Source organism: Vreelandella mediterranea, assembly GCF_970647075.1.
The window spans coordinates 2325232-2349093 of sequence record NZ_OZ310198.1; the positions used below are offsets into that span (position 1 = coordinate 2325232).

General features: G+C 59.1%; 14 protein-coding genes. 5 read left to right on the top strand and 9 right to left on the bottom strand.

The window, feature by feature from the left end; all coding sequences use genetic code 11:
- Nucleotides 1-30 precede the first annotated feature (30 nt).
- From ACWFVE_RS10750 to ACWFVE_RS10770, 5 genes are all read right to left on the bottom strand, one after another.
- Nucleotides 31-1326 carry an undecaprenyl-phosphate glucose phosphotransferase gene (locus ACWFVE_RS10750; protein WP_447529266.1) on the bottom strand — a complete coding sequence of 432 codons (1296 nt, stop codon included), beginning with the start codon at nt 1324-1326 and terminating at the stop codon, nt 31-33.
- A gap of 90 nt (nt 1327-1416) precedes the next feature.
- Nucleotides 1417-2877, bottom strand: a complete 1461-nt coding sequence (locus tag ACWFVE_RS10755) for a TolC family outer membrane protein (RefSeq protein WP_447529267.1) — start codon at nt 2875-2877, stop codon at nt 1417-1419.
- A complete protein-coding gene (locus ACWFVE_RS10760; protein WP_447529268.1) occupies nt 2877-4256 on the bottom strand; it encodes an HlyD family type I secretion periplasmic adaptor subunit in 1380 nt (459 codons plus the stop codon). The genes ACWFVE_RS10755 and ACWFVE_RS10760 overlap by 1 nt, the downstream gene beginning before the upstream one ends.
- Before the next feature lies 1 nt (nt 4257).
- The gene (locus ACWFVE_RS10765) at nt 4258-6018 is read right to left on the bottom strand and encodes a type I secretion system permease/ATPase (RefSeq protein ID WP_447529269.1); all 1761 of its coding nucleotides are present in this window, start codon (nt 6016-6018) and stop codon (nt 4258-4260) included.
- Between the two features lie 160 nt (nt 6019-6178).
- The gene (locus ACWFVE_RS10770; RefSeq protein WP_447529270.1) at nt 6179-8515 is read right to left on the bottom strand and encodes a DUF4214 domain-containing protein; all 2337 of its coding nucleotides are present in this window, start codon (nt 8513-8515) and stop codon (nt 6179-6181) included.
- 331 nt (nt 8516-8846) lie between these two features.
- On the opposite strand from ACWFVE_RS10770, the gene ACWFVE_RS10775 reads away from it, so the two are divergent.
- Together ACWFVE_RS10775 and ACWFVE_RS10780 are read left to right on the top strand one after the other, a co-directional pair.
- On the top strand, nt 8847-13565 hold the full coding sequence (locus ACWFVE_RS10775) for an ExeM/NucH family extracellular endonuclease (RefSeq protein WP_447529271.1): 4719 nt from the start codon (nt 8847-8849) through the stop codon (nt 13563-13565).
- A gap of 139 nt (nt 13566-13704) precedes the next feature.
- Complete coding sequence (locus tag ACWFVE_RS10780; protein ID WP_447529272.1) at nt 13705-15135, top strand: phosphomannomutase; 1431 nt, start codon at nt 13705-13707, stop codon at nt 15133-15135.
- A gap of 70 nt (nt 15136-15205) precedes the next feature.
- Here ACWFVE_RS10780 and glyA read toward each other — a convergent pair whose 3' ends face one another.
- The 3 genes from glyA to ACWFVE_RS10795 form a co-directional block, all read right to left on the bottom strand.
- Nucleotides 15206-16471, bottom strand: coding sequence for a serine hydroxymethyltransferase (gene glyA / locus ACWFVE_RS10785; protein WP_447529273.1), 1266 nt, complete (start codon nt 16469-16471; stop codon nt 15206-15208).
- 266 nt (nt 16472-16737) lie between these two features.
- A complete protein-coding gene (locus tag ACWFVE_RS10790) occupies nt 16738-19299 on the bottom strand; it encodes an ABC transporter permease (RefSeq protein ID WP_447529274.1) in 2562 nt (853 codons plus the stop codon).
- The gene (locus tag ACWFVE_RS10795; protein WP_447529275.1) at nt 19292-20014 is read right to left on the bottom strand and encodes an ABC transporter ATP-binding protein; all 723 of its coding nucleotides are present in this window, start codon (nt 20012-20014) and stop codon (nt 19292-19294) included. Before ACWFVE_RS10795 ends, ACWFVE_RS10790 begins: the two co-directional genes overlap by 8 nt.
- Nucleotides 20015-20147: 133 nt before the next feature.
- On the opposite strand from ACWFVE_RS10795, the gene ACWFVE_RS10800 reads away from it, so the two are divergent.
- From ACWFVE_RS10800 to ACWFVE_RS10810, 3 genes are all read left to right on the top strand, one after another.
- Nucleotides 20148-20762, top strand: a complete 615-nt coding sequence (locus tag ACWFVE_RS10800) for an arylesterase (RefSeq protein ID WP_447529276.1) — start codon at nt 20148-20150, stop codon at nt 20760-20762.
- A gap of 129 nt (nt 20763-20891) precedes the next feature.
- Nucleotides 20892-21596 carry a transglutaminase-like cysteine peptidase gene (locus ACWFVE_RS10805; RefSeq protein ID WP_447529277.1) on the top strand — a complete coding sequence of 235 codons (705 nt, stop codon included), beginning with the start codon at nt 20892-20894 and terminating at the stop codon, nt 21594-21596.
- A 13-nt stretch (nt 21597-21609) separates the two neighbouring features.
- The gene (locus ACWFVE_RS10810) at nt 21610-23517 is read left to right on the top strand and encodes an EAL domain-containing protein (RefSeq protein ID WP_447529278.1); all 1908 of its coding nucleotides are present in this window, start codon (nt 21610-21612) and stop codon (nt 23515-23517) included.
- A gap of 18 nt (nt 23518-23535) precedes the next feature.
- Here the strand turns inward: ACWFVE_RS10810 and ACWFVE_RS10815 are convergent, their stop codons facing one another.
- On the bottom strand, nt 23536-23859 hold the full coding sequence (locus ACWFVE_RS10815; protein WP_447529279.1) for a tryptophan synthase subunit beta like protein: 324 nt from the start codon (nt 23857-23859) through the stop codon (nt 23536-23538).
- Nucleotides 23860-23862 lie beyond the last annotated feature (3 nt).

A 23862-nucleotide genomic window follows, 5' to 3' on the forward strand; every position in this document is an offset into this window, starting at 1 on the left:
AGCCCGCAAAGTTGTAAATGCCTCGCCCATCTACGGCTGGCCATTTACAAACCCTCGTGTGAGCGTCATCGTCAAAATTCTCAAATCAAAACCCAAAGACCAGCGCTCGATATAGTAGAGGTCGTATTCTACCCGCTTTTCCATCAGCTTGACGTCATCGGTAATACCACGCAGGCCATTCACCTGCGCCCAGCCGGTCATGCCAGGTTTGACACGATGGCGCTGCATATAAATATCGATATGGTCTTTATAGTGATCGTTATGATCCATCGCGTGGGGTCTGGGCCCCACCAGCGACATGCGCCCTTGAAGCACGTTATAGAGCTGGGGAAGCTCATCCAGGCTGGTGCGGCGCAGAAAGCGCCCTACGGGGGTTATCCGCTGATCAAGATGAGACGCCTGATGCGTTTGACTGCTTTCATGCAAGTGCATGGTGCGAAACTTGTAAATCTTGAAGCGTTTGCCATCGAGGCCATGACGCTCCTGCTTGAAGAGCACGGGCCCGCCCATACTCCACTTTATCGCGATGGCCACCGCCATCATTACCGGGCTGAATAATATGAAAAGCGCCAACCCCAGCACGCGATCTTCAAGCGCCTTGATGACTTTCATGGGGCCATTGAGCGGGGTGTAATTGAGTTCAAGCGAATAAAGCCCGGCTACCTGGGTGATGCGGTGGTTGAGCAGGCGTATATCTGGCAAATCGGGGAAAAAACGGATACTGGTCGGTATTCCGGCTAATAGCCGCGTTAAGTGGCGGACACGGTTTCCTTGCACCAGCGGGTAGCCCAACCAGATTTCGTCAAAGCTACGCTGGAATATATTGGCCTTGGCAAACGCCGCCATGCGTTGAAAAAATGCAGCCCCGCCCTCGTCGGTATAATGCTCGACTACCGTATAGCCGGCCTGAGGCATAGCCGCGATTTTCTCCTCCAACAGCGCAATGTTTTCCTGTTTGCCGACCAGCAGCACACGCTTGAGGTTGTGCCCCTGGGCGCGAAGCCTGCGTAAATAAATATAGAGTAGCGCACGCATCACGCTTCCCACGCCCAACACCGCCAGCGCGGAAACCCCCATCCAGAGGCGTGAAAAACTCTGTGTTTCCTTGATGGCCACCAATAGCAGACTGAGCAGCCCAATAGTCGCAAGCCAGGCGGCCAGATAGATTCCGAGCATGGTATAAAGGCTGCGCCCGCGCCAAGGTTGGTAAAGGCCGATCAACTCGCCTACCGCGGGAAGCAGCAAACTACCGATGAGGATGAAAAACAGGTAGTCGTTACCCTCGATGTCGATACGCGGCATCGAGGAAAGTACGGCTAGTGCCACCAAAATAGCGACGCCTGCATCGAAGCAGCGCATAGCCCGGCGCAGCCATTCATTGCCTTGACTTGTTTTTATCACGGCCATAGCTGCTGGCTACCGGGCGACCTGTACGTTGGTGGACATGGAGGCCAGTAACGCCATGATGCGGTCCAGATCCTGACTCTCCAGGCTACCCACTGCAGCATGAAGCGACAACAGATCCAAAGCGTAGTCACCCACGGCATTGACGTACTGAATACGCTGATCGTAGAAGCTCGAGCGCGCATCCAGGACGTCGACCAGGTCCCGAAGGCCCAACTGCTCGCCGCGCTCGGCAGCATCCAAAAAGAGCTGACCCGACTCGATTGCACGATTCAAGGCCTCGAGGCGGCGCTCGCCACCGTTGAGCGCCCTAACGCGCCGGCGCACCTCTTGCATGGCCAGGTTACGCTCGTTATCGACTGTCGCTTGGCTTGCTTCGATACGCTTTTCACCCTGGCGAACACTTGCATTGGTGTAGCCGCCACGGTAAATGGGTACGCTTACCTCGACGCTTGCGCGGTAGTCTTCGCTTTCGCGATAGGGGTCGTCGCTGTCGCGGTCCGAGTAGCTGACATTGAGGTTGAGTTCGGGGTAGTAGCCCGAGCGACTAACGCTTGCATCGGCCTGGGTCACTCTTTGTTGCTCGCCCGCCAACAGAACATTCAGATTTTGCCCGGTACGCGAAAGCCAGCCGTCCACTTCGCCGATTTCGTCAGCCAGCACGACATCACCTAGTTCGCCTGGCGAGCTGCTGACAAAACTCGGCATTACGCCGGTCAGTCTTTCCAGTTCACTCAGCGCGTTATCCAGCTCGTTTTCTGCCTCGACCGCGTCGGAGACCGCTTGGTCGTAGCGCGACTGCGCTTCCAGCAGATCAACGCGATTGCCTATCCCCAAGTCAAAGGCACGATCTGCCTGGCGAACCTGCAAATCCAGCGACTCCTGCTGAGCTTCTAAAAGCCCCAGACGCTGTGCGGCCAGGTAGGCCGTAACGTACGCTTCACTAACCTGGAGCGCCAACTCCTGCTCGACGACCGCCAGCCGCAGCTCGGCGGCGCTAACCTCGGCGTTGGCGACATCGACGCCGCGCCAACGCTCCAGGCTAAACAAAGGCTGCTGCAGTTGGACCTGGTAAAAAGTTTCGTCGACTTCTCTTGGCCGCTCCGAATTTCGGGGAATGCCTAAATCTTCGTCGCCGACGGTTTGAAGATTGGACGAGTCCTGCCAGAGGTAGCCGCCGCTGGCCGAGACCTCAGGTAGCAGACGCGAACGTGCCATCGGGATCTCTTCTCGCGTCGCCTCGAGCTCCAGGCGCTGCCTGGAAAGGTCCGAATCGTGTTGGAGCGCTCGCACGAATAACCCAGGTAGCGATGGCAGCGTCTGAGGCTCACTGGCGGTCGCGTCAGAAAGTGTCGAAAACTCGCTTAATGCCTGCGGGTCGGCGGGCATATCAGTTTGCGCGAGCGCCGAGTGGCTAACCAGTGCGACGGAAAACGCTAGTGCGCTTAGCGCAAAACGTGATGTCCTTGTCATTAATCCTCCCGGATGGCGCGCGCGAGCATATCGGTGACCGGCTTGCCGATATAGCTTGCAAAGGTGCGTTCGCCGGTGCGAATCATCACTTCTGCCGGCATACCGGAAAGCAGTTGCATTTGCTCGGTCATATCTTCTTGACCTTCATCGGTGACCTTTATGCGCGTTTTATAGTAGCGCTGGCCGGTCGCTTCATCTTCAAAGCTGTCGGCACTGATATGAATGATCTCGCCGTCGATCTGGCTCGTTAAGCGCTGGTTAAAGGCCGAGAAACGGATTTCGGCAAATTGGCCTATAAAGAGACTGTCGATCTCGCGAGTAGGTACGCGCGCTTCGACCACGAAGCCATCGTTTGAGGGCACGACATCCATAATCGTGTCGCCGGGGCGAATTACCGCCCCGATCGTGTGTACCTGCTGGCCCACCACGGTGCCGGAAACCGGCGCGCTGACGACCGTGCGGTTCACCTGATCTCTCAATGAGGTAATTTGCTCTTCTGCCTCGGCAATTTGCGACTGCGCAGTACGCAGTTGTTCACCGATTTCAGCCTGAAATTCTTGGCGAGTGGTTTCTTTCTGCAGACGGTTTTCGCTGATCTGCGAACGCAGTTGGGCAATATTGGCCTGAAATTCGGCGTTATCGCCTTCATACTGCAGTATCAAGCGTTCGAGCTCGCGAAGGCGCTGGTTATCACCCAACCCTTCACGGTACAGCGAGCGGAAATCCTGTGCTTCGGAGCGCAGTGAGCTAATCCGCTGGTTATTCACGCGGGTACGCGACTCGAGCCCTTCGATTTGCTCCTGCATCTGAACGATCTGCTCGTCCATGGCTTCCATGGAGCTATTAAACGATTGGCGCCGCGCCTGAAAGAGCCCCTGTTGTACGGCGGTCACCCGCTGAACGCGCTCGATGTCGATATTGCTGAGTTCTTCCGGCATCTCCAGTATGTCATCGCCCTGCTGCTCGGCGAGCAGCCGCGCTTCCATGGCGCGGTTGATATAATACTGGGATTGGGCGATTTCCAACTGCGAGCGTACCTGAGTGTCGCTTAACACGACCAGGGGTTGACCGGCCTCAACGTGGTCGCCGTCGTTGACCAGCAACTCGCGTACGATACCGCCTTCCAAATGCTGGACGGTACGCTTGAACGACTCCATGGAGACATTGCCAGGCGCCACTACGGCAACGGCGAGCGATGCAGTCACTGACCACAGCACGAACCCACCCAACGCAAGGCCCAGGATAGCGTATCCGAGCTTACGATACCCCTTGTCGCTAGTGGGCAGCGCCTCTTCGGCTTCGCCGTCGATCGTAGCCGGGCCTTGTGGTGTGACGTCAATTTCATTTTTTGCCGGAAGCTGCTCGTTATTCTTGCTCATTCTACGACTCCTCGCTGCCACCGTTACGACCGCCGGAAATCGCAGAGAGACGCGTCGAACTCTGCTGACTTACCTGGGGGCGCGATTTTTTGGCAAATTGGGCAAGCACCTGATCTCTTGGGCCAAACATGCTGACTTGCCCCTCTTTCATCACCAACAGTTTATCCATGGACTTGAGCACGCTGGTGCGATGGCTGATTACGAACAGCGTAGTGCCCTCTTGTTTCAGACTCGCGATAGCTTCGCTCAAGGCACGCTCGCCGGCATCGTCCAGGTTGGCATTGGGCTCATCCAGTACAACCAGGACGGGGTTGCCGTATAGCGCCCGCGCTAGCCCCAGACGCTGACGCTGCCCACCGGATAGCGCACCGCTATTAGAAGAAATAACAGTGTCGTAGCCATCGGAAAGTTCAAGAACCATTTCATGAACGCCGGCTTTTTTGGCCGCCTCTACTACTTTTTCCGGACTAAGTTGGCCAAAACGGGCGATATTCTCGCTGATGGTGCCGTCGAAAAGCTCGATATCCTGGGACAGATAGCCGATATAGGGCCCCAACTCGTCGCGGTTATACTGATTGATTTCGCCGCCATCGAGGCGGACATCGCCTACCTGGGTAGGCCAAATACCCAGCAATACGCGCGCCAAGGTCGACTTGCCGGCAGCGCTGGGGCCGATAATGCCAACATGCTCGCCCTGGGCGACATTGAAATTGATCCCGCGAATCGTTGCCATGCGTGCACCGGGAGGCGCGGCGGCAACGTTTTCGACATCGATAACCCCTTGAGGGGCCGGTAGCGACATGTGACGATCTTCATCGGGGATTTGGGTCAGTAGATCGTTCAAACGGCTATAAGCTCCGCGGGCGGCCACAAAGCCTTTCCAACCGCCGATCATCTGGTCGATAGGTGCTAGCGCGCGGCCCATCAAAATCGAACCCGCGATCATCATGCCCGGGCTCATATCACCATTGAGTACAAGCCATGCGCCCAAGCCAAGAATCAGCGACTGGAACATCAGGCGCAACACCTTGGACGTGTTCGTCAAGGCGCCTGCGCGGTCGCTGGCCTGGGATTGCTTGGCCAAAAACTCGTGGTGGCGCTTGGACCACCGACCCATGATGCCCGGCAGCATTCCCATCGCGTGGAGCACTTCCGAGTTACGAAGGTTGGAGTTTGCCAAATTTTGGGCCTGGATTTGTTCGCTATTCGCCTCGGCTAAAAGTCCTTTGGTCGATTTCTCATTGACGACCGCGAGTACAAACAAAATGATGCCCGCGCCGGTAGCGAATAAGCCAAGCCAAGGGTGAAAAATAAACAAAATACCCAGGTAAATGGGTACCCAAGGCGCATCGAAAAACGCAAATAATCCGTTGCCGGTCAGAAATTGACGCAAACTAGTCAAGTCATTTAGCGGCTGGGCGCTTTGGGCTCCCTGGGCCACCAGACTGCGCTTAAACATGGCGCTGTAGAGGCGCTGGTTGATCGTGGTATCCAAGCGATTACCAATTCTTACCAGCATACGGGACCTGACCAACTCCAGCCCGCCCATGACCATAAAAAGAAACACCACCACCAGCGTTAGCATTAACAAAGTGTCAAAACTTTGGGTGGTTAGAACGCGATCATAAACCTGGAGCATATACATCGGGGGCACGAGCATCAGCAGATTGACAAACATACTGAAAAAGCCCACCGACACGAACGAACCTTTACAGGCGCTCAATGCGCGCTGTAGATCCGTTGCTTCCTGTTGCTTTGCCATGGAGGGGTCACCGTAGAATCAATAAAATCACGCGAGGTAGAATCGCCGCAGCATAACAGAAACGCCCCTGCCAGGGGTAGGGGCGTTGTCTTTGCAGGCTCTGTCTATCCAGCTGAGGTCGCTCGAAAAGGCGTATCGAGAGCCGATTCAGCTAAAAGCATCATCCAAAAAGTAGCATGCTCTCGTCAGACTCCGTGAAGCCGACCATAACGTTGCCCTGGTCGACTCCATTAGCCATCTCATCGAGCCAGTACTGCTTGCCGGCCGCATCGGATTCGCGTTGGAGTACGTTGGTGTACATCAGTTCAATGAACGCATCGTCTTGAATGTCGGAGTGCTGAGCCGCAAACTCCTGAGAGGCTACGAAGCTGTTGGCGATATCACCAAGCCCTGCGGTTTCGCTGGCGTCCAGCCAGTAACCCAAGCCGGTGCCATCCGCTTCGCGATCAAAAGCAGCATCGTACAGGCGTAGCAGCGGGTCGACCGCATCGCTGAGCACGGCGTCGTCGCGGAAAGCCAAATTTTGAATGCGCGTATCTTCACCGACCGGTGTTTCGGCTTCATTAAAAGGCGTTTCGCTGTACATCGCCCCCATGTACTCGGCAAAGGCGTCTTGCTCGGTACCTTTTTCGGCGAAGTCGAACTTGCCATCCAGGTCATAAGCGTCCACTAGATCGACACGGTCGATGTAATTACCCTCGAGCGGATAGGCATCTCCCCCGTCCGCCATAAAGCCAAGGGTCACCACCTTCACACTCTCTTCGGCGTTACCCACCAAGCGGCCGTTGGCGACCAGAACATCATGAATCTGACCATCGTCGTTCAGGATAGCGGCGCTTTGAATGCGCTCCCCGGCGGGCTGTTCCCAATCGAAGCTGTACTGAATACCGCCCACCTGAGCAAACTGCCCGGCGGTGATATTCGGCGCCGAAGCCGCGACGGCGTGCTCGAGTACGTCCAACAACGTGCTACGCGTCAGCGTCAGAATGGCAAGGTCATTATTAAAGCGTAGCGCCGAGCCGGCATCGAGCTGGGATACGCCGCCTTCCGGCTTGCCGATTGCTGGATTCGCGCCCGGCGGCTGGTAGCTGGGCTCACTATCGCCCCCTTGCACCACTACATCACCGATGGGCTCGCGGATGCCGCCGCTATTCTTGAAAGAGACCATGACATCGCTGTCGACCTGTTTGGCATACCAGAGATTGGCGTCAGCCGTCAGATTCCCCAGGTTAGACTCTTCGGTACGCACCGTACCTCGGTCACCGTTCAAGTAAACATCGGTGAGGCCCAGAATATTGCCATCCTGCTCTTCGACGAAGGCACCGACAGCGCCAACCAAATCTTGTGCCACCTGCCCTTTGGTACCTTCTGCAAACGCGGCCTCGAGGCTGCCCCATAGCGCTTCGACCTGCTCGTCGGTAGAGGCGTAAATGCCGGAGGTCGCCGGGTCGATCGACTCGGGAATGAGATTACCGTTCTCGTCGAACTCGACCACGAGCTGCGCCACGTAGCGCCAGCCCGCATCGGTATTAACGACCACGACGTCATTACCGGAGGCATCTTGGGTCAAGATGGGGTAGGACTTGTAAGGCTCGCCGGCGCCGGGGAAAAGGCCACGATCGATATCCTGCTCATTGGCGAGCAGAGAATCAGAGCCCCCCGCAATCACGATATCCACGCCATCCAGCAGCGTGGCAAGCTCTTCTTCGAACTGAATCTGCTGCAGGTGCGAGCTTAAGATGATCTTGTTGACACCGCGCGCCTCGAGCTCGTCGATCACCGGCTGGATTACACCCGCCAGCGCCTGCATGTCGTCGCGCCCGCCGGTAATGACATCGACATCGCCCGTTGATGAGATGCTCTCGAGAATCTGCGTGGTGATACCGATAATACCAATTTGCTCACCACCGCTTTCAGCAATGACCGCCGGCGCAAGCTTGGGCTTATCGGCACCGGCCAACACTTCCTCCAGCGTGGACTGAAACGCTTCGCTGGAAAAAATTTCGTTGGTTGCCAGGCCGCTCAGCGCCGCATCGTTGGAAAAGTCCAGGTTAGCGGAAAGGTAGGGGAACTGAGCCCCCAGCCACTCGACATCCGCAGCCCTGTCGCCATTGGTGACCGGCGCGATCATGTCGGCAATCAATCCCGTGCCAAGGTCGAATTCGTGGTTACCAAGAGCAACGGCTGCGGCGTCGATCAAGTCCATCAATAGCGTTTCAACACGGCCCGATGCGGCCGTTATGCCGCTCATGGAGCCCGCTTCCAGCCCATACACATCTTCCACCGCCGTTTGGAAGGCCGACTGCAAACTCTCTTCCGCCGCCGCGTTCAGGTAAGGCCCCGGCAAGACCAGATCGCCCGAGCTCACAAACAGGCTATTAGCGTACTGATCTTCCAGATGATCGACTATCGAGATGAAGTTCGGTGCGTTTAGTAGATCGCCCCCGCCGCCTTCCATGTCCGATGCGTGCAGAAGCTGTAGCTGAAAGTTGCTCATTGAAATCCCCTTGTTTTCCGTAACCGTTTTTCGTGGCAGGCTTTTGAAACAGTTAGCAATATTACCTGGCGATTAATGACGAAAGCATGACAGATTGAATAAAGCCAGGTGGTCTTTATGTATTGGGCCTTGCTATAAACAATAATTAACAATCATCAACTTGCAATAATTTGCACACCCCAGCGTCACGGTATCGACATATTGAGTGGTTAGGCTGAGCCGATCGCTCGTAACATCAAGTAACTTTCAATGCTAACTGTTACGACGCCACCACTGCCGCTTTATGCATAGACACAACAAATGAACCACCGCTCTAGGGGGGCTTTTAGATATGGAAAATCAAACGATCATCGGTACGCTTTATCAAACACTTTTACTTCGTCAGGCCGATGAAGAGGGGCTGAACTACTGGGTGGGCTTACTGGAAAGCGGCACACTGGATACCGAGGCCGTAGCGCGCACCTTGATGTCTGGCGCCGAGTTCACTTCGACCATCCAGCCCTTGACCGAGCTTTACACGACCCACCTGCTACGCCCGGCGGATATCGAAGGGCTTTCTTACTGGGCCAACATGTACCGTTCGGGCATGTCGTTGGAGGAGATTACCGGCCATCTAAAAGCGTCGGCCGAATTTCAGGCAACCACCGGGCAAGCGAGCGATGCTGACTGGCTTGACCAGGCTTACCTTGGCATTTTGGGCCGTTCCCCGGACATTTCCGGGGCATCCTATTGGCTAGAGCTGCTCGAAGCGGGCAGTTCCCGCGACGAGATCGCCCAAGCACTAGCCGCCAGCAGTGAAAGCCAGCAACTCAAACCCGCTCAAACGCTGCAAGCGTTGACCGGGAATAACAGCGGCAATACGACCAACGATTTCGATACGTTGCTGGACGACCTGGTTGATCAAATAGAACGGGAAGCAGCTCAGCCCGAACAACCCGGTGAACCTGAAGCGCCGGAAGAACCTGGAGAGCCAGAGGCACCTGGAGAACCAGAAGCCCCTGAGGAGCCAGAAGCCCCTGAAGAGCCAAGCGAGCCAGCGCCGCCGGAAGAGCCCGAACTACCGGAAGAGCCAAGCGAACCAGAGCTGCCAGAAGAGCCCGAAATACCGGAAGAGCCAAGCGAACCAACGCCACCGGAAGAGCCGGAACTGGATAGAACACCCCAGCCGATTTTTGATCTTGGTGAGCGCTACTATCAGGGCAGCTCGGATGCCTCGGCGGCGGTCGCCATTAGCGAAAACCTGATGCTGGTCGCCGATGACGAAGACCAAACGCTACGCCTTTATGATCGCGCAGCCGGCGGCGAGCCCCTCAGCGAGTTCAATCTCAACGAGGCCCTGGGGCTTAGCGATGGCCAGGAAGCCGATCTGGAAGCGGTGGCCAGCTACCAGGGCGTGCAGTACTGGTTGGGCTCCCACGAAACCAGCCAGCGTTCCCTGCTTTTCGCAACGGAAGTCACCGGTGATAGCGCTGATGATCTGTCGATCAACGTGGTGGGGCAGTTTACTGGACTGGCCGCTCAGTTGGCCGCCTGGGACTCGGGTAATGGCCACGGGCTTGGCGAGAACGCGCTCAATCTCGAGCAAGGCCTCAATATCGAAGGCGCTGTCTTTATCGAGGACACCCTTTATCTGGGGCTTCGCGCGCCGCTGGACGGTGGGTTTGCGCAGCTGTTGCCGGTTACCAACGCCGCTGAGTTAGTAACCGGTGGAGCGACTCAAGCCTCTTTTGGCGAGCCCTTGCGCCTGGACATGGACGGACGCGCGGTACGTGCCATCGAATCGGCGGGCGACGAAGGCTATCTGATCCTGGCAGGCCCGGTAAACGATAGCGACGATACCGGCTTCGGCCTCTATTTCTGGGACGGCGATTACGCCGTGCGCGAAATCGAAGGTGTCGACTTGAACACCCTGCCTCGGGAAATCGGTGCCAAGCCCGAAGCGCTATTTGATATCGTGGCCAGCGACGACGGTATCGCCGCCAGCGTGCTGTTCGATAGCGGCACGGTGGACTGGTTCGACGATGGCCGTGAATCCAAAGACCTTCCCGATAGCCAGCAGCAATTTATCGGCACCGACGTCACGTTCGACGCGTTTCCGGACATGGTTCCGCGCGCCGGCGATATCGCGGTCACCGCCGTGAGCGGCAGCGACAAGGAGTTCCAGTTCGTCGCGCTGCGCGGTATCGCCGAAGGGGCTGAAATCACCTTTACCGACTCTGGCTGGATGGGCGACGGTTTCCGCGCCAACGAAGGCGCTGTGAAATGGACCGCCCCCGAGGGCGGTGTGGCCCCCGGCACCGTCGTTTCCCATACCCGCGACGCCGATCAGTTTTCGGATGCCAACAGCGCCGCCGTGGGTAATGGCAGTTTCAATCTGTCGGTCAGCGGCGACCAGGTCCTCGCCTTTGTGGGCGAGGACACCAACCCCGAGTTTATCTACGCGGTACAGACCAACAGCGACGAGTGGCAGGAAACCTCTACCAACTCCAACAACTCGGCGCTACCGACCGGTCTTGAAAACGGCCTGACGGCAGTGGCGGTAGGCCGCGAACGCAACGCGGCGTTCACCGGTGAAGGCTACGGGACGGCGGACGAGCTCTTGAGCGCGATCAGCAACCCGGACAATTGGGAATTCGCCAATAGCGCCATGCCCGAAGGGCTGACCCAGACCTTCCGCATCGGCACCACACAAGCGCCCTACGTCCCCGGTGAAACCGACATCGGTCTCGCGATTACCGAAATCTGGCCAGGCCAGGACGGCGCAGATGTGACCGAGGACTGGTTCGAGATCACCAACCGCTCGGACGAGTCGCTGGACTTTGGCAGCGCCCCGCTCTACTACGACGACGACAGTGCCTCGCCGCAGGATGCCGTGCCGATCGAGGGACTTACCACCCTCGCACCCGGCGAGTCGGCCATCGTCATCGTCGATGGCGGAGAAGAGGCAGTTGCCCAGTTCCGAGACGCATGGAGCAACCTGGCCAATATCGACAACCTCAAGATCGGCTACGCCAATAACGCCGCGGGCCTGGGCAGCGGTGGCGACGCCGTTACCCTTTGGCAAGGCGACCCGCGTGTCGATGGAAACCAGATCGCCTTCGAAGCCTACCCGGATACGACGGGTAACGATGCCGCGTCCTGGAACGTGGATCGTCAGGCATTCACGCAACAAGGTGAAGAAGGCGCCAGCACCTCTACCGCACTAGGCGGTGACGGCAGCGACGTTGCCGCCCTCGCCTCCCCCGGCACGGCCATTATGCCCGAGCCCGAAATCACGCTGATCTCCACAGTCCAGGGCGAAGGCGGTACCAGTGCTCTGGACGGCGAAGCCGTGACGCTGGAAGCAATCGTCACCATGGTCACTCCGGGCCTCGATGGTTTCTTCCTGCAGGAAGAAGATGAAGACAACGACGATAACCCGCTCACCTCGGAAGGCATCTTCGTTTACGCGGGCAGCGGCAGCGGCGAGTGGCTATCGCAACTCTCGGCCGGTGACCAGGTCCGGATCGGCGGTACCGTATCCGAGTATTACGATAAAACACAGCTGACCGCGGATCGCTCGAGCCTGAACGTTCTGCAAAACGACCAGCCGCTGCCGCAAAGCCAGGTCATCAAGCTACCCTTTGCCAACAAGCAAGGTCTTGAGGCCTTCGAAGGCATGCGGGTGGCCATCGAGGCAATGGATGGCAAGCCCTTGGTCGTCACCGAGCTTTATGAGCTGGGCCGTTATGGCGAGGTCACGCTGTCAGAGGGCGGTCGCCTCGAGCAGTTTACCGAGGTGAATGCGCCCAGTGTCGAAGGCTACCAGGCGTGGCTGGAAGACGCCGACGCGCGGACCATCAAGATCGACGATGCCAACTCCGCCCAGAACCCGGACCCGATTATTTACGGCCGTAACGGTGAAGAACTCTCGGCGTCCAACCCGCTACGCGGTGGCGACCAATTGGATACACTAGAGGGCGTTTTGGATTTCAGCTTTGACGAGTGGAAGGTACAGAACGTAGACGGTCTGGATTTCTACGGCGACGAGCGCCCAGCCACGCCGGACGTGGATGCGCTAGGGGATGCCAGCGTCAAGGTCGCCTCGTTCAACGTACTGAACTACTTCAATACCCTGGGCGATAGCGGCGAGCAGACACAAACCCTCAATGGCACGACTCACAGCCCACGAGGCGCCAATAACGCCGAGGAGTTCGCCCGCCAGGAAGCCAAGATCGTCGAGGCCATCAACACAAGCGGTGCCGATGTCCTAGGGTTGATGGAGGTCGAGAACAACGGCTACGGCGAAGATAGTGCTCTGGCAAGCCTGGTCGACGCGCTCAATGCGGATATCCAGGACCAGGGCATCGAGGGGGTTACCTGGGCGTACAGCACGCCCCGGGACGCGCAAGGCAATATCGAGAGTGCCGGCGACGACGCCATTACCGTTGGGGTCATCTACAACAGCCAAGCCGTAAGCCCTGAAGGCGATGCCGCCACCAAGACCGATGGCGCGTTTGCTTTTGGTAATCGCCCGCCGGTGATGCAGACCTTTACTGACAACAACGGCGAGCAGTTCTCCGTGGTCGTCAATCACTTCAAGTCCAAGGGCAGCGTGATCAATGGCGAAGACGCCATCGGTGACGGCCAGGGCAACAACAACCCCACCCGCGTTGAAGCGTCGGAAGAGCTGCTCGCCTGGCTCGAGACCAACCCCACCGGCAGCGACGATCAGGATGTCCTCATTCTGGGGGATCTGAACGCCTATGCCATGGAAGATCCGGTCACGACCCTGACGGACGCCGGTTTCGAATTGCTCGACGACGACTACAGCTACGTGTTCGATGGCTTTTGGGGGTCGCTCGACCATGCGCTGGCAAGCGAATCGCTTGCCGATCAAGTCACCGGCACGACCACGTGGCATATCAACTCGGATGAGGCGAGCGCGCTGGATTACAGCACCGAATTCACCACCGAGCGCCAAAATGAGAACCTCTACGCGGCGGACCCGTTTCGTAGCTCCGACCATGACCCTATTTTGGTGGGGTTGAACCTGGGCGCCGAGGTATAAGCCCTCAGCCATCCCAGTCGCCTTATTAGCCCTCGCTTTGCGAGGGCTTTTTCGTTTTGGGTGACGGCCATGGCAAGCCACGCCGCGCGCCATTAGAATGCCGGACACGCTGACTTTATTCCCCTAACAGGAGACGCTCTTGAACGCTTCCCCCACCACCTCCGAGATTATCGATGCAAGCGGCATCGCCTTTGGCACCAGCGGCGCGCGGGGCCTGGTGGAGCAATTCACCGATCAGGTATGCGCTGCTTTTACCGTGGCCTTTATCGACGCGATGCGCGCAGGCGCGAAGGTCGAGCGGATCGCGCTGGGCATGGACCGGCGTCCCAGCAGCCCGGCCATGGCGGCGGCCTGTACCAGTGCGGCCAAGGCGCTGGGGCTCGCGGTGGATGATTATGGCGTTCTCCCCACCCCGGCGCTTGCCCTCAAGGCGATGGCCGATGAGGTGCCCTGCATCATGATTACAGGAAGCCACATTCCGTTTGATCGTAACGGTATCAAGTTCTACCGCCCGGATGGAGAAATCACCAAAGCCGACGAAGCGGCGATTCTAGCCAGTCGCGTAGCGATGCCTCCCCTGGCGCCACCGGCCAGAGAAGTCGTTTCCGACGCGGCCAACCAGGCATACACCGCTCGCTACACGCATTGGTTCGACGGTAAGCCGCTGGCAGGATGGCGCGTGGGCTTATACCAGCACTCCGCCGCCGGCCGGGATCTCAACGCACACGTTTTAGAAGCGTTGGGGGCCAAGGTCATCGTGTTGGGGCGCAGCGACGACTTCGTACCGGTCGATACCGAAGCAGTGAGCGAAGAAGACCAGGACTTGGGGCGTACCTGGGCTTTGCAGCACGATTTGCACGCGCTGTTATCAACGGATGGTGACGGCGACCGCCCCTTGCTAGGCGACGAGAACGGCACCTGGCTTCGGGGCGATATCGTGGGCTTGCTCTGCGCGCGGACGCTCGGCATCGAGGCACTGGCCGTGCCGGTTAGCTGCAATACGGCGATCGAGGCGTGCGGCGCTTTTGAAACCGTCGAGCGCACACGTATTGGCTCGCCCTATGTGCTGGCGGCAATGCAACGACTGCGCACGCAGTTCGAGCGCGTTGCCGGTTTCGAGGCAAACGGCGGCTTTCTCCTCGAGTCGACGCTTCATCAGCAGCACCGCACGCTAGCCGCCCTGCCCACCCGCGATGCTTTGCTGCCCGCCTTGACCCTAATGGTAGAGGCAGCGCGCTCGCAAAAGCCACTCTCCGCGCTCAACGACGCCCTGCCCGAGCGCTACACCGCAAGCGACCGGCTCAAAAACTTTGCGACCCAAAAGAGCCAGCAACTGTTGCAGCAGTGGCAAGCCGAGCCCGAACGTTTGACGCGCACCCTGGGCGTTGAAGCCGCTATCAGCGCGCTGGACACCACCGACGGTTTGCGCGCCACGTTTGAAAATAGCGAGATCATTCACCTGCGCCCCTCCGGTAACGCGCCGGAGCTTCGCTGCTACGTGGAAGCCGGCTCGAGCGAGCGCGCCCATCAACTGGTGCAGCACTGCCTGAAAACCCTAAAAACACTTTAAACAGGCAATAAAAAACGGGTGCCGCCAGGCACCCGTTTTGACTTCCCCAGCGGGAAAAGCGTTTTAACGCTTACTTGTAAACCGGCAGACGCTGGCAAACCTTCGCGACTTTCTCGCTGATCGAGGCCTCGACCGCGGTCGTGTCATCGCCGCTGGCGAGTACGTCCAGCAGATCGCAGATCCAGCCGGCGAGTTCGCTACATTCGGTCTCGCTGAAACCGCGGGTGGTCACCGCCGGGGTGCCAATACGCAGGCCCGAGGTGATGAACGGGCTTTGCGGGTCGTTGGGAACGGCGTTCTTGTTGACGGTGATATGCGCGCGGCCCAGCGCGGCATCGGCGTCTTTACCGGTGACGCCCTGTTTGACCAGCGAGAGCAGGAAGAGGTGATCTTCGGTGCCGCCGGAGACGATATCGAAACCGCGATCGATGAACACCTTCGCCATGGCCTGGGCGTTTTTCACGACCTGCTGCTGATAGGTCTTGAACTCGGGTGCCATCGCCTCCTTGAAGCAAATCGCCTTGGCGGCAATGACGTGCATCAAGGGGCCACCCTGACCACCGGGGAAGACAGCGGACTGCAGCTTCTTCTCGATATCCGCGTCGTTTTCGGCGGACAGAATCACGCCGCTACGCGGGCCACGCAGGGTTTTATGCGTAGTGGAGGTGACCACGTGGGCGTGGGGCAGCGGGCTCGGGTAAACACCTGCCGCGACCAGACCGGCGACGTGGGCCATATCCACCAGCAAGTAGGCGCCCACTTCGTCAGCGATTTCGCGGAATTTTGCCCAGTCGATGATCTGCGAGTAGGCGGAGAAGCCGGCGATGATCATTTTCGGCTGGTGCTCGCGGGCAAGCGCGGCCACCTGATCAAAATCGATCAAACCCTGATCGTTCAGGCCGTATTGGATGGCGTTGTAGTGCTTCCCGGAAAAGTTGGGCTTGGCACCGTGAGTCAGGTGGCCGCCGGCGTCCAGGCTCATGCCCAAAATGGTGTCCCCGGGCTTGACCAGCGCCTGAAACACCGCGCTGTTGGCCTGAGAGCCGGAGTGGGGCTGAACGTTGACGTAGGTCGCGTCGAACAGCTCCTTGGCGTAGTCGATCGCCATGTTTTCTGCGATGTCCACGAACTCGCAGCCGCCGTAGTAACGCTTACCGGGGTAGCCTTCGGCGTACTTGTTGGTGAGCTGGCTTCCTTGCGCTTCGAGTACGCGGGGACTTGCGTAGTTTTCCGAGGCAATCAGTTCGATGTGATCTTCCTGACGGGCCACTTCTTTCTGCATGGCCTCAAAAAGCGCATCATCAAACCCGGCAATGGTCATATCGCGGCTGAACATGGGGAAACCTCGTAGGCTAGGGCATCAGTAAAAGCAAGGCAGCCATGATACCTCAGCCAGAGGCGACTTTCATCGCATCCGGCTCAGCCACACCATGAAGTCCTTTCATAAAACCCTTTCACAACCCCCTTCAAACCACGCCACCATACACCACTCACCATACACCACTCACCACTCATCACTCACCACTCACCACTCACTATTCACCACTCACTATTCACTATTCACTATTCACTATTCACTATTCACTATTCACCGCCCCTCACCTAAGCCTCACCCAGCAGACCAAGGCTTGCCGCCGGCGCCTGGCGACGAAGGCTTCGCGACAGCACATGGCCGATCACGCCAATCAGTAGCGCCCCGCCCAACGGGAGCGCAAGCCACAGCGCAACGTGTACGCGTGGCGTCAAATCCAACCAGTAAAGGTAAAGCGCAGCGCTGGCGATTTCGGCTAAAAAGGCGCCCATCAAGCCGCTTGCGAAGCCCAAAAGCGCATACTCGGCGCCCTGCACGCGGGAGATCATTTGATTGCCCGCGCCGAATACGCGCAAAAGCCCGCTTTCATGCGCGCGCACCGGGCGGCTGGCAGTGAGTGCTGCGTACAGCACGCTGACCCCGGCCATGAGGACGAGCAGTAGAATCAGCTCGACGGCGCGAGTAACCTGACCCAACACGTCGCGCACCTGGCCGAGGATGGCGTCCACGTTCAAAAGCGACACGCCGGGGAAATCCCTGACCAGCTGCGAAATTAGCCCCTCTTCACGATCGGGAAGATAGAACGCGGTAATATAGCTGTGCCCAAAGCTCTCCAGCACGCCGGGCGGGAAGATCACGAAAAAATTGGGCTTGAAGCTATCCCAGTCGAGGCTTCGAAGACTTGCGATACGGGTTTCGATCGCCTCGCCGCCGATAGAGAACGCCATCGTATCGCCAAGCGCAAGGCCGAGTCGCTCGGCCAGGCCTTGCTCGACGGAGATGGGAACGGTGGCCGCACCGGGGGTCGCGTCGACTTCGCTCATAAAGCCTTGGGAGGCATTGGCCGCTGATTCAAACCACTGACCAGCGACGATGTCGTTGCCCTCCGGAAGCTTTGCTTGCCAGGTCAGATTGAGCTCGCGGCGCAGCGCGCCGTCGCCCCGGGCATCCTCGGGTACGGCGTCGCGCGGGGGCTGGTCGTTGATGGCCGTGATACGCCCGCGCACCATGGGATAGAGCGCGCTTTGGGTATCCACCCGCGGCGACACCATGGCGTCGAAGGCGTCGCGCTCGCTGGGCTGAATGTTGATCGCGAAGTAGTTGGGCGTATCCTCGGGCAGCTGGCTTTGCCAGGTGGTCAACAGGTCGCCACGCACCAGCACGATCATGGCCATGGCAAAGAACGTCACGGAGAATGCCAGCAGCTGCCCCCTTCCTGCCTGTTTGCGCCGGGCGAGCTGGCGGCCGCCCAGCCGGAACGCCTGGCTCAAGGGCGTCGCCCCGGAAAGCCGCGCCACGGCGTTGAGAACCAGTCCCAACAGTAAGGCGCTGACCACCCACAGCACGCCTAGCAGCACCGCGCCGCCCACCAAAAGCCCCAGGGCTAGCGAGAAGCTACCCGAATAAAGCCACAACAGTCCGCCGAATACCAGGCTTGCCACGCCGACTACCAGCCAGGCCGCTGGAGGCACCGGGTCCAGCTCCCGGCGCAGCACTTTGAGCGCGCTCACCTGTTTGATACGCAAAAGCGTAGGGCCGGCAAACCCGACCAGCACGGCAAGCGCGGTCAGCACACCCAAGCCTAGCGGCATGATGCCCGGCGGCGGGAGCATCAGTGGTAAAAACTGCGCCAACAGCCACAAAAGCACCGCTTGGCCCGCCAGCCCCAACAGCGCCCCCAGCAGCGAGGCGATCAGCGCAAGCCCCAAAAGCTGTAGCGCAAAGATCGTCACGAGCTGGTACTGGCTGGCCCCAAAACAGCGCAGCAGTGCGGCGGTGTCCAGGTGGCGCTCTACGTAACGTTTGGTCGACATGGCCACGGCCACACCGGCCAGCAGCACGGCCACAAGCCCAGCCAGGCCCAGGTAGCTCTCCGCCCGCGCTAGAGCGTTACCCAACTGGGGGCGGTCCACGCGCACATCGCGCACCTCCACCCCGGCTTCTCTCAACTCGGTCAGCAGTGACTGTACACTATCGAGCGCGCGGGGCGGGCCGGCGGCTAGAATCTCGAATTCGATACGCGAGCCCGGCTGGATGAGCCCGGTGGCTTCGAGATCGGCGGTATTGAGCATCAGGCGTGGGTTGAAACTGCTAAACCCGGCGGATTGGTCGGCTTCGCGCTCCAGGATACCGGTAATCACAAGCTCGGTCTGGCCGACTCGAACGCTTTCGCCCAGCGTCAATTCGAGCAGCTCGGCAAGCCGCGGGTCGGCCCAGGCCTCGCCGGTTGGCGGGCCGGAAGCGATCTCTTCAGCGCCGCGGCCAAAGTCGACCAGGGTGACGCCGTAATGGGGGTAAACATCGTCCACCGCCTTGAGGCTGGTGGGCTGAAAATGCTCGCCGCGGCTGATCATCGATACCAGGTCGACCTGGTCGCTCAGCGCAAAACCGGCCTGCTCGAGGGTCGCGCGCAGCGCATCATCGAAGGGCTCGCGCTGTTCGAGAACGAGGTCACCGCCCATCATCTGCCCCGCCTGACGCTCGAGACCGCGTTCGAGGCGGTCGAGGAAAAACGCGATCATGGTCGAAGCTGCTACGGCCAACACCAGGGCGACGAATAGCGCGCGCACGTCCGAGGCGCGCAGATCCCGCTTCAGGCTACGCCCGGCCAGGCGCCAATTCACACTACTCATCGACACCGCCTTGGGTGACATGGCCTGGGTCGAAAGGCGTCAACTGTCCACCTTCCAAACGCAGACAGCGGTCGCAGCGCCGTGCCAGGGCGTGGTCGTGGGTGACCAGAATCAAGGTGGTACCGGCCTGTTGGTTCAGCGTGAAAAGCAGGTCGATCACCTGAGCGCCGGTCTCCGGGTCCAGATTACCGGTGGGCTCGTCGGCAAAGACCAGTTCGGGATCGGTCACGAAGGCCCGGGCAATGGCCACGCGCTGCTGCTCGCCACCGGAAAGCTGCTTGGGCAGGTGCGCCACGCGCTCGCCAAGCCCCACGCGGTCAAGCCAGGCGTGCGCGGTTTGGGTTTCACCGGCGCGCGGCGAAAGCTCCAGCGGCAACAGCACGTTTTCCAGTGCGCTGAGCGTGGGCAGCAGTTGAAAATTCTGAAACACGAACCCTACACGTCCGGCGCGCAGTGCCGCACGGCCATCTTCGTCCAGACGACTCAATGGATGACCAAACAGGCTCAGCTCGCCGTCACTTGGCGTATCGAGCCCGGCCAGAAGGCCTAAAAGGGTCGACTTCCCTGCCCCGCTTTTGCCTAAAATCGCCACGGTTTCCCCTTGGGCAACGCTCAGCGAAAGATCCTTTAAAATGGTCAGCGAGCGTTCGCCGCTTTTCACCTGCTTGCAAAGCTGTTCGGCCAGCAGCACCGGCGGCCCTTGTATTACACCCAAGGCGTGCGATGACGCCGGGTCATCAGTTAAGCTTTGTTGTTGAGTACCAAGATGAGCAGACGATCTCGTATCCGGTTCAGAGGAGTAGGACATGAAGCGTGGCATCCCTTTAACGTGGCATAGGCTTACGTGCATGGTAACCGGGGGACTACTGACACTGGTAGTCATCTTTAACGCGAGCCTGGCAAGCGCCGACACCCGGCCAACGCTTCTGGTCATGGGTGACAGCCTAAGTGCGGCCTATGGTATCGAACAAGACCAGGGCTGGGTCAGGCTTTTGGAGCAGCGCCTGGAAGATGAGGCGACCGTGGTCAACGCCAGTATCAGCGGTGAGACGACCAGCGGTGGTGCCGAGCGCTTCGAGGAGATACTCAGTAAGCGCGAGCCGGACATCGTTCTTTTGGAGCTCGGCGGCAACGACGGCCTGCGCGGTCTGCCGCCGGGCCAAATGCGCGCTAACCTCGCCAGCATGATCGAACAAAGCCAGCAAATCGATGCCCAAGTGCTGCTGCTGGGTATCGATATTCCGCCCAACTACGGACAGGCCTACCGCGACGCGTTCACCGGCGTTTATCACTCCCTGGCCGATGAGTACGATATTCCGCTGATACCCTTTTTGCTGGAAAATATCGCGCTAAACCGCGAGCTCATGCAAAGCGACGGCATCCACCCCACCGCCGAGGCCCAGCCTCTTATCATGGACAACGTATGGCCCGCCCTCGAGCCGCTGCTGGACAACGCTGACTAAGTGATGCCAGCGCGCAGACACTGCGGATTATTTTACTCATACCGATCAACTCTTTTTATGATGAGGGTTATAGCACTTCCGGCCGCTAACTTGTAATCTTAAGCTTTATTTGACGGCGGCCAGGCCTCCATGCCCAGGTGTTCACCCTCTTCCAGACCGACTCTCTCCCGACGGGCGCTGTTGACCGGCGCCGGTCTATTGGCGCTGGGCGCGGGGCTGGGGCTTTTTCCCTTCAGTGCTTCGGCCTACGATCCGGCGCGCTTACGCCAGCGGATGAGCGCGCTCTATGGGCAGTCCGGTGTGAGCGTGCTGGAGGGTTGGTTTGCACTTTTGGAGCGGGCGGCCAATCGAGATATCCAAACCCAGCTGCGTGAAGTCAACGACTTCTTTAACCGCAACATTCGCTGGGTCGACGACATTGTCACCTGGGGCGAAGAGGATTACTGGGCGACCCCGCTCGAGGCCATGGGCAAGGGTCAGGGCGACTGCGAAGACTACTCCATTGCTAAATACATTACTCTGAAGCAGTTGGGTGTGCCCGGCGAGCGCCTGCGCATGATCTACGTGCGTGCCCGGATAGGCCGCAGCCAAGTCACCCAGGCGCATATGGTGCTAGGCTACTACTCGACGCCTAACGCGGAGCCGCTCATTCTGGACAATATCGCACCGTCGATTTCTCCTGCTTCGCAGCGTACCGACCTGGACCCGCTTTTCAGTTTCAACAGCGAAGGGTTATGGGCCGGAGGCTCATCACAGTCGCGTGCTGACCCGCTTGCCCGGCTTTCGCGCTGGCGAAGTGCTTTAGAGCGTATGCAATCACAAGGCTTTTTATAGAAGGACGTGCCGTATGTCGCTTATCAAACAGCTTTGGCTGGCTATTATAGGGCTTTTGCTGCTTTCCTTTATTGGAAGCCTTGCGATCAGCATTACCACCAGCCGTGGCTATATCGAGCAGGAAATCAGCATCAAGAATGAGGACAATGCCACGGCACTGGCGCTTTCGATGAGCCAGCTGGATAAGGACATCGTGACCCTCGAGCTTTTGATCTCGGCGCAGTTCGATACCGGTTACTACCAGCAAATCGTGCTGCGCGACACCGCGGGTGATGTTCTGATCGAGCGCGCCGCCAACGCGTACCAGGGGGGCGTCCCCGGTTGGTTTCGTGCGCTTGTGCGCTTCGATATTCCGCCGGGGCAAGCCACCATTCAGGATGGCTGGCGCCAGTTCGGCACCCTCACCCTTGAAAGCCAATATAGCTTTGCCTACGCCGCGCTTTGGAAAAGCTTTCTGGAGCTGGCCGGCTGGTTCATCGCCGCGGGGGTGGCGAGCCTGGCGGCTGCGGCGGTGATCGTCAGCAGCATCAAGCGCCCGTTGACCCGCGTGGTCGCTCAGGCACGGGATATCAGCGCCCGGCGTTTTACGACCATACAAGAGCCCAGTACGCTCGAGCTTCGCGAAGTGGCCCGCGCCATGAATGCGCTATCCAACAATGTCCGTCAAATGCTGACCCACGAAAGCCAAAAGCTTGACGAGCTGCGCCGTGACCTGCAGCAAGACCGCCTGACCGGAGCACTTAGCCGGGATGTCTTTATGGCGCGCTTGGCCGCGCTGCTGGATAGCGACGACGCCCGGGCAAACGGACTGATGGTGATGGTGCGTGTACAGGATTTACCCCAGTTGAACCAACGACTCGGCCACGATGAAACGGACGCCTTGTTGAAAGCGCTCGTAAAGCAGTTGGAAGTGCTGGATACCACCTCGGAAGAAGCGTTGGTGGGTCGTTTGAACGGTAGCGATTTCATGCTGGTGCTGCCGCATCAAAGCCATATAGAGGCGCTTTACGAAGAGCTTTGCCAAGCGCTTACGGCCGCCACGGCGAACCTCCCCGAGGTCGAGGTACGCCTGCCCGCCGCGATTACCAGCTACTCATCCAGTGATGAACGAAGCGTGCTGCTGGCAACGCTGGATACCGCATTAGCCGAGGCCGAAAGCGCCCAACCAGCGCCCCGCGTAATCGTTCGTGAGCGCGAGCATCAGGCGCTGTTTGCGACCCACGCGGACTGGCGCTCGGCGCTGGATCTGGCCATCCTGCAAGGCCCCCAGCTCGGCCGTTTTCCGGTACTGGACAACCACCAAAACGTGCTCCACTACGAGAGCCCCGCCAGGCTTGAACTGGCCGAGCAGTGGCAAAGCGCCGGCGTGTTCATTCCCTGGCTTGCGCGCTTCAGTTTGGAGGCTTCGCTGGACAAGGCCGTCATCCAGCAGGCGCTGGAGCTTCTACGTGCCGAGCCCGGCCAGACCCTGGGTATCAACCTTTCTATCGCCACCATCACCAATGCGCAGTTCGTGACCGAGCTGCGTACGCTGTTGGAAAGAAACGCCGCTTTAGCCCCCAGGCTCTGCTTCGAAATACCCGCCACCCTCGACCCCTACGCGATTGCGAGCTTCCGCGGGTTCTGTTCGGCGCTGCGCCACTTGGGCTGCCAATTCGGGATTGAGCACGTGGGGGCGGCGTTCACAAGGCTTGCCGACTTGCAGGATATCGGTCTTTCGTATTTGAAGGTGGACAGCAGCCTGGTGCGCGACATTCACGCATCCTTCGAGCAGCAGAGCATTCTGCGAAGCATGACCACGCTTTGCCACTCGTTGGGCATTCTGGTGATTGCCGAAGGGGTAACGACCGAGCAGGAGCTGAGCCAGCTTTTCCGTATGGGCCTGGATGGCGCTACCGGCCCGGGCGTTCGTACTCCCTGATCGAGGCCCACGGCGGTATCAAATGATACCGCCGTCCTCACTGATCAGGTTGACGTTGTTTTTGGAGCGCAGCGACTTACGCTGCATCACCTTGTTCTGCGCCGCCTCGGGCAAGTCGGTAAACGAGATCACGCCCTTATCCAACAACACCTCCATTAAATCTTCCACCACCCGCACGAAGGCCAGATCCGAGGCGAGGAAGCTGGCCGAGGATCCGGGCTGTTCCGCCAGAAACGCCAGCACCTCCGGGTCGTCGGCCGCGATCTGCTCCGAGAACTCGCTGGACGCCTCTTTGCTGAGAAGCACAATCGCACCCGCCGCATTGCGTTTAATATAAAACATCGC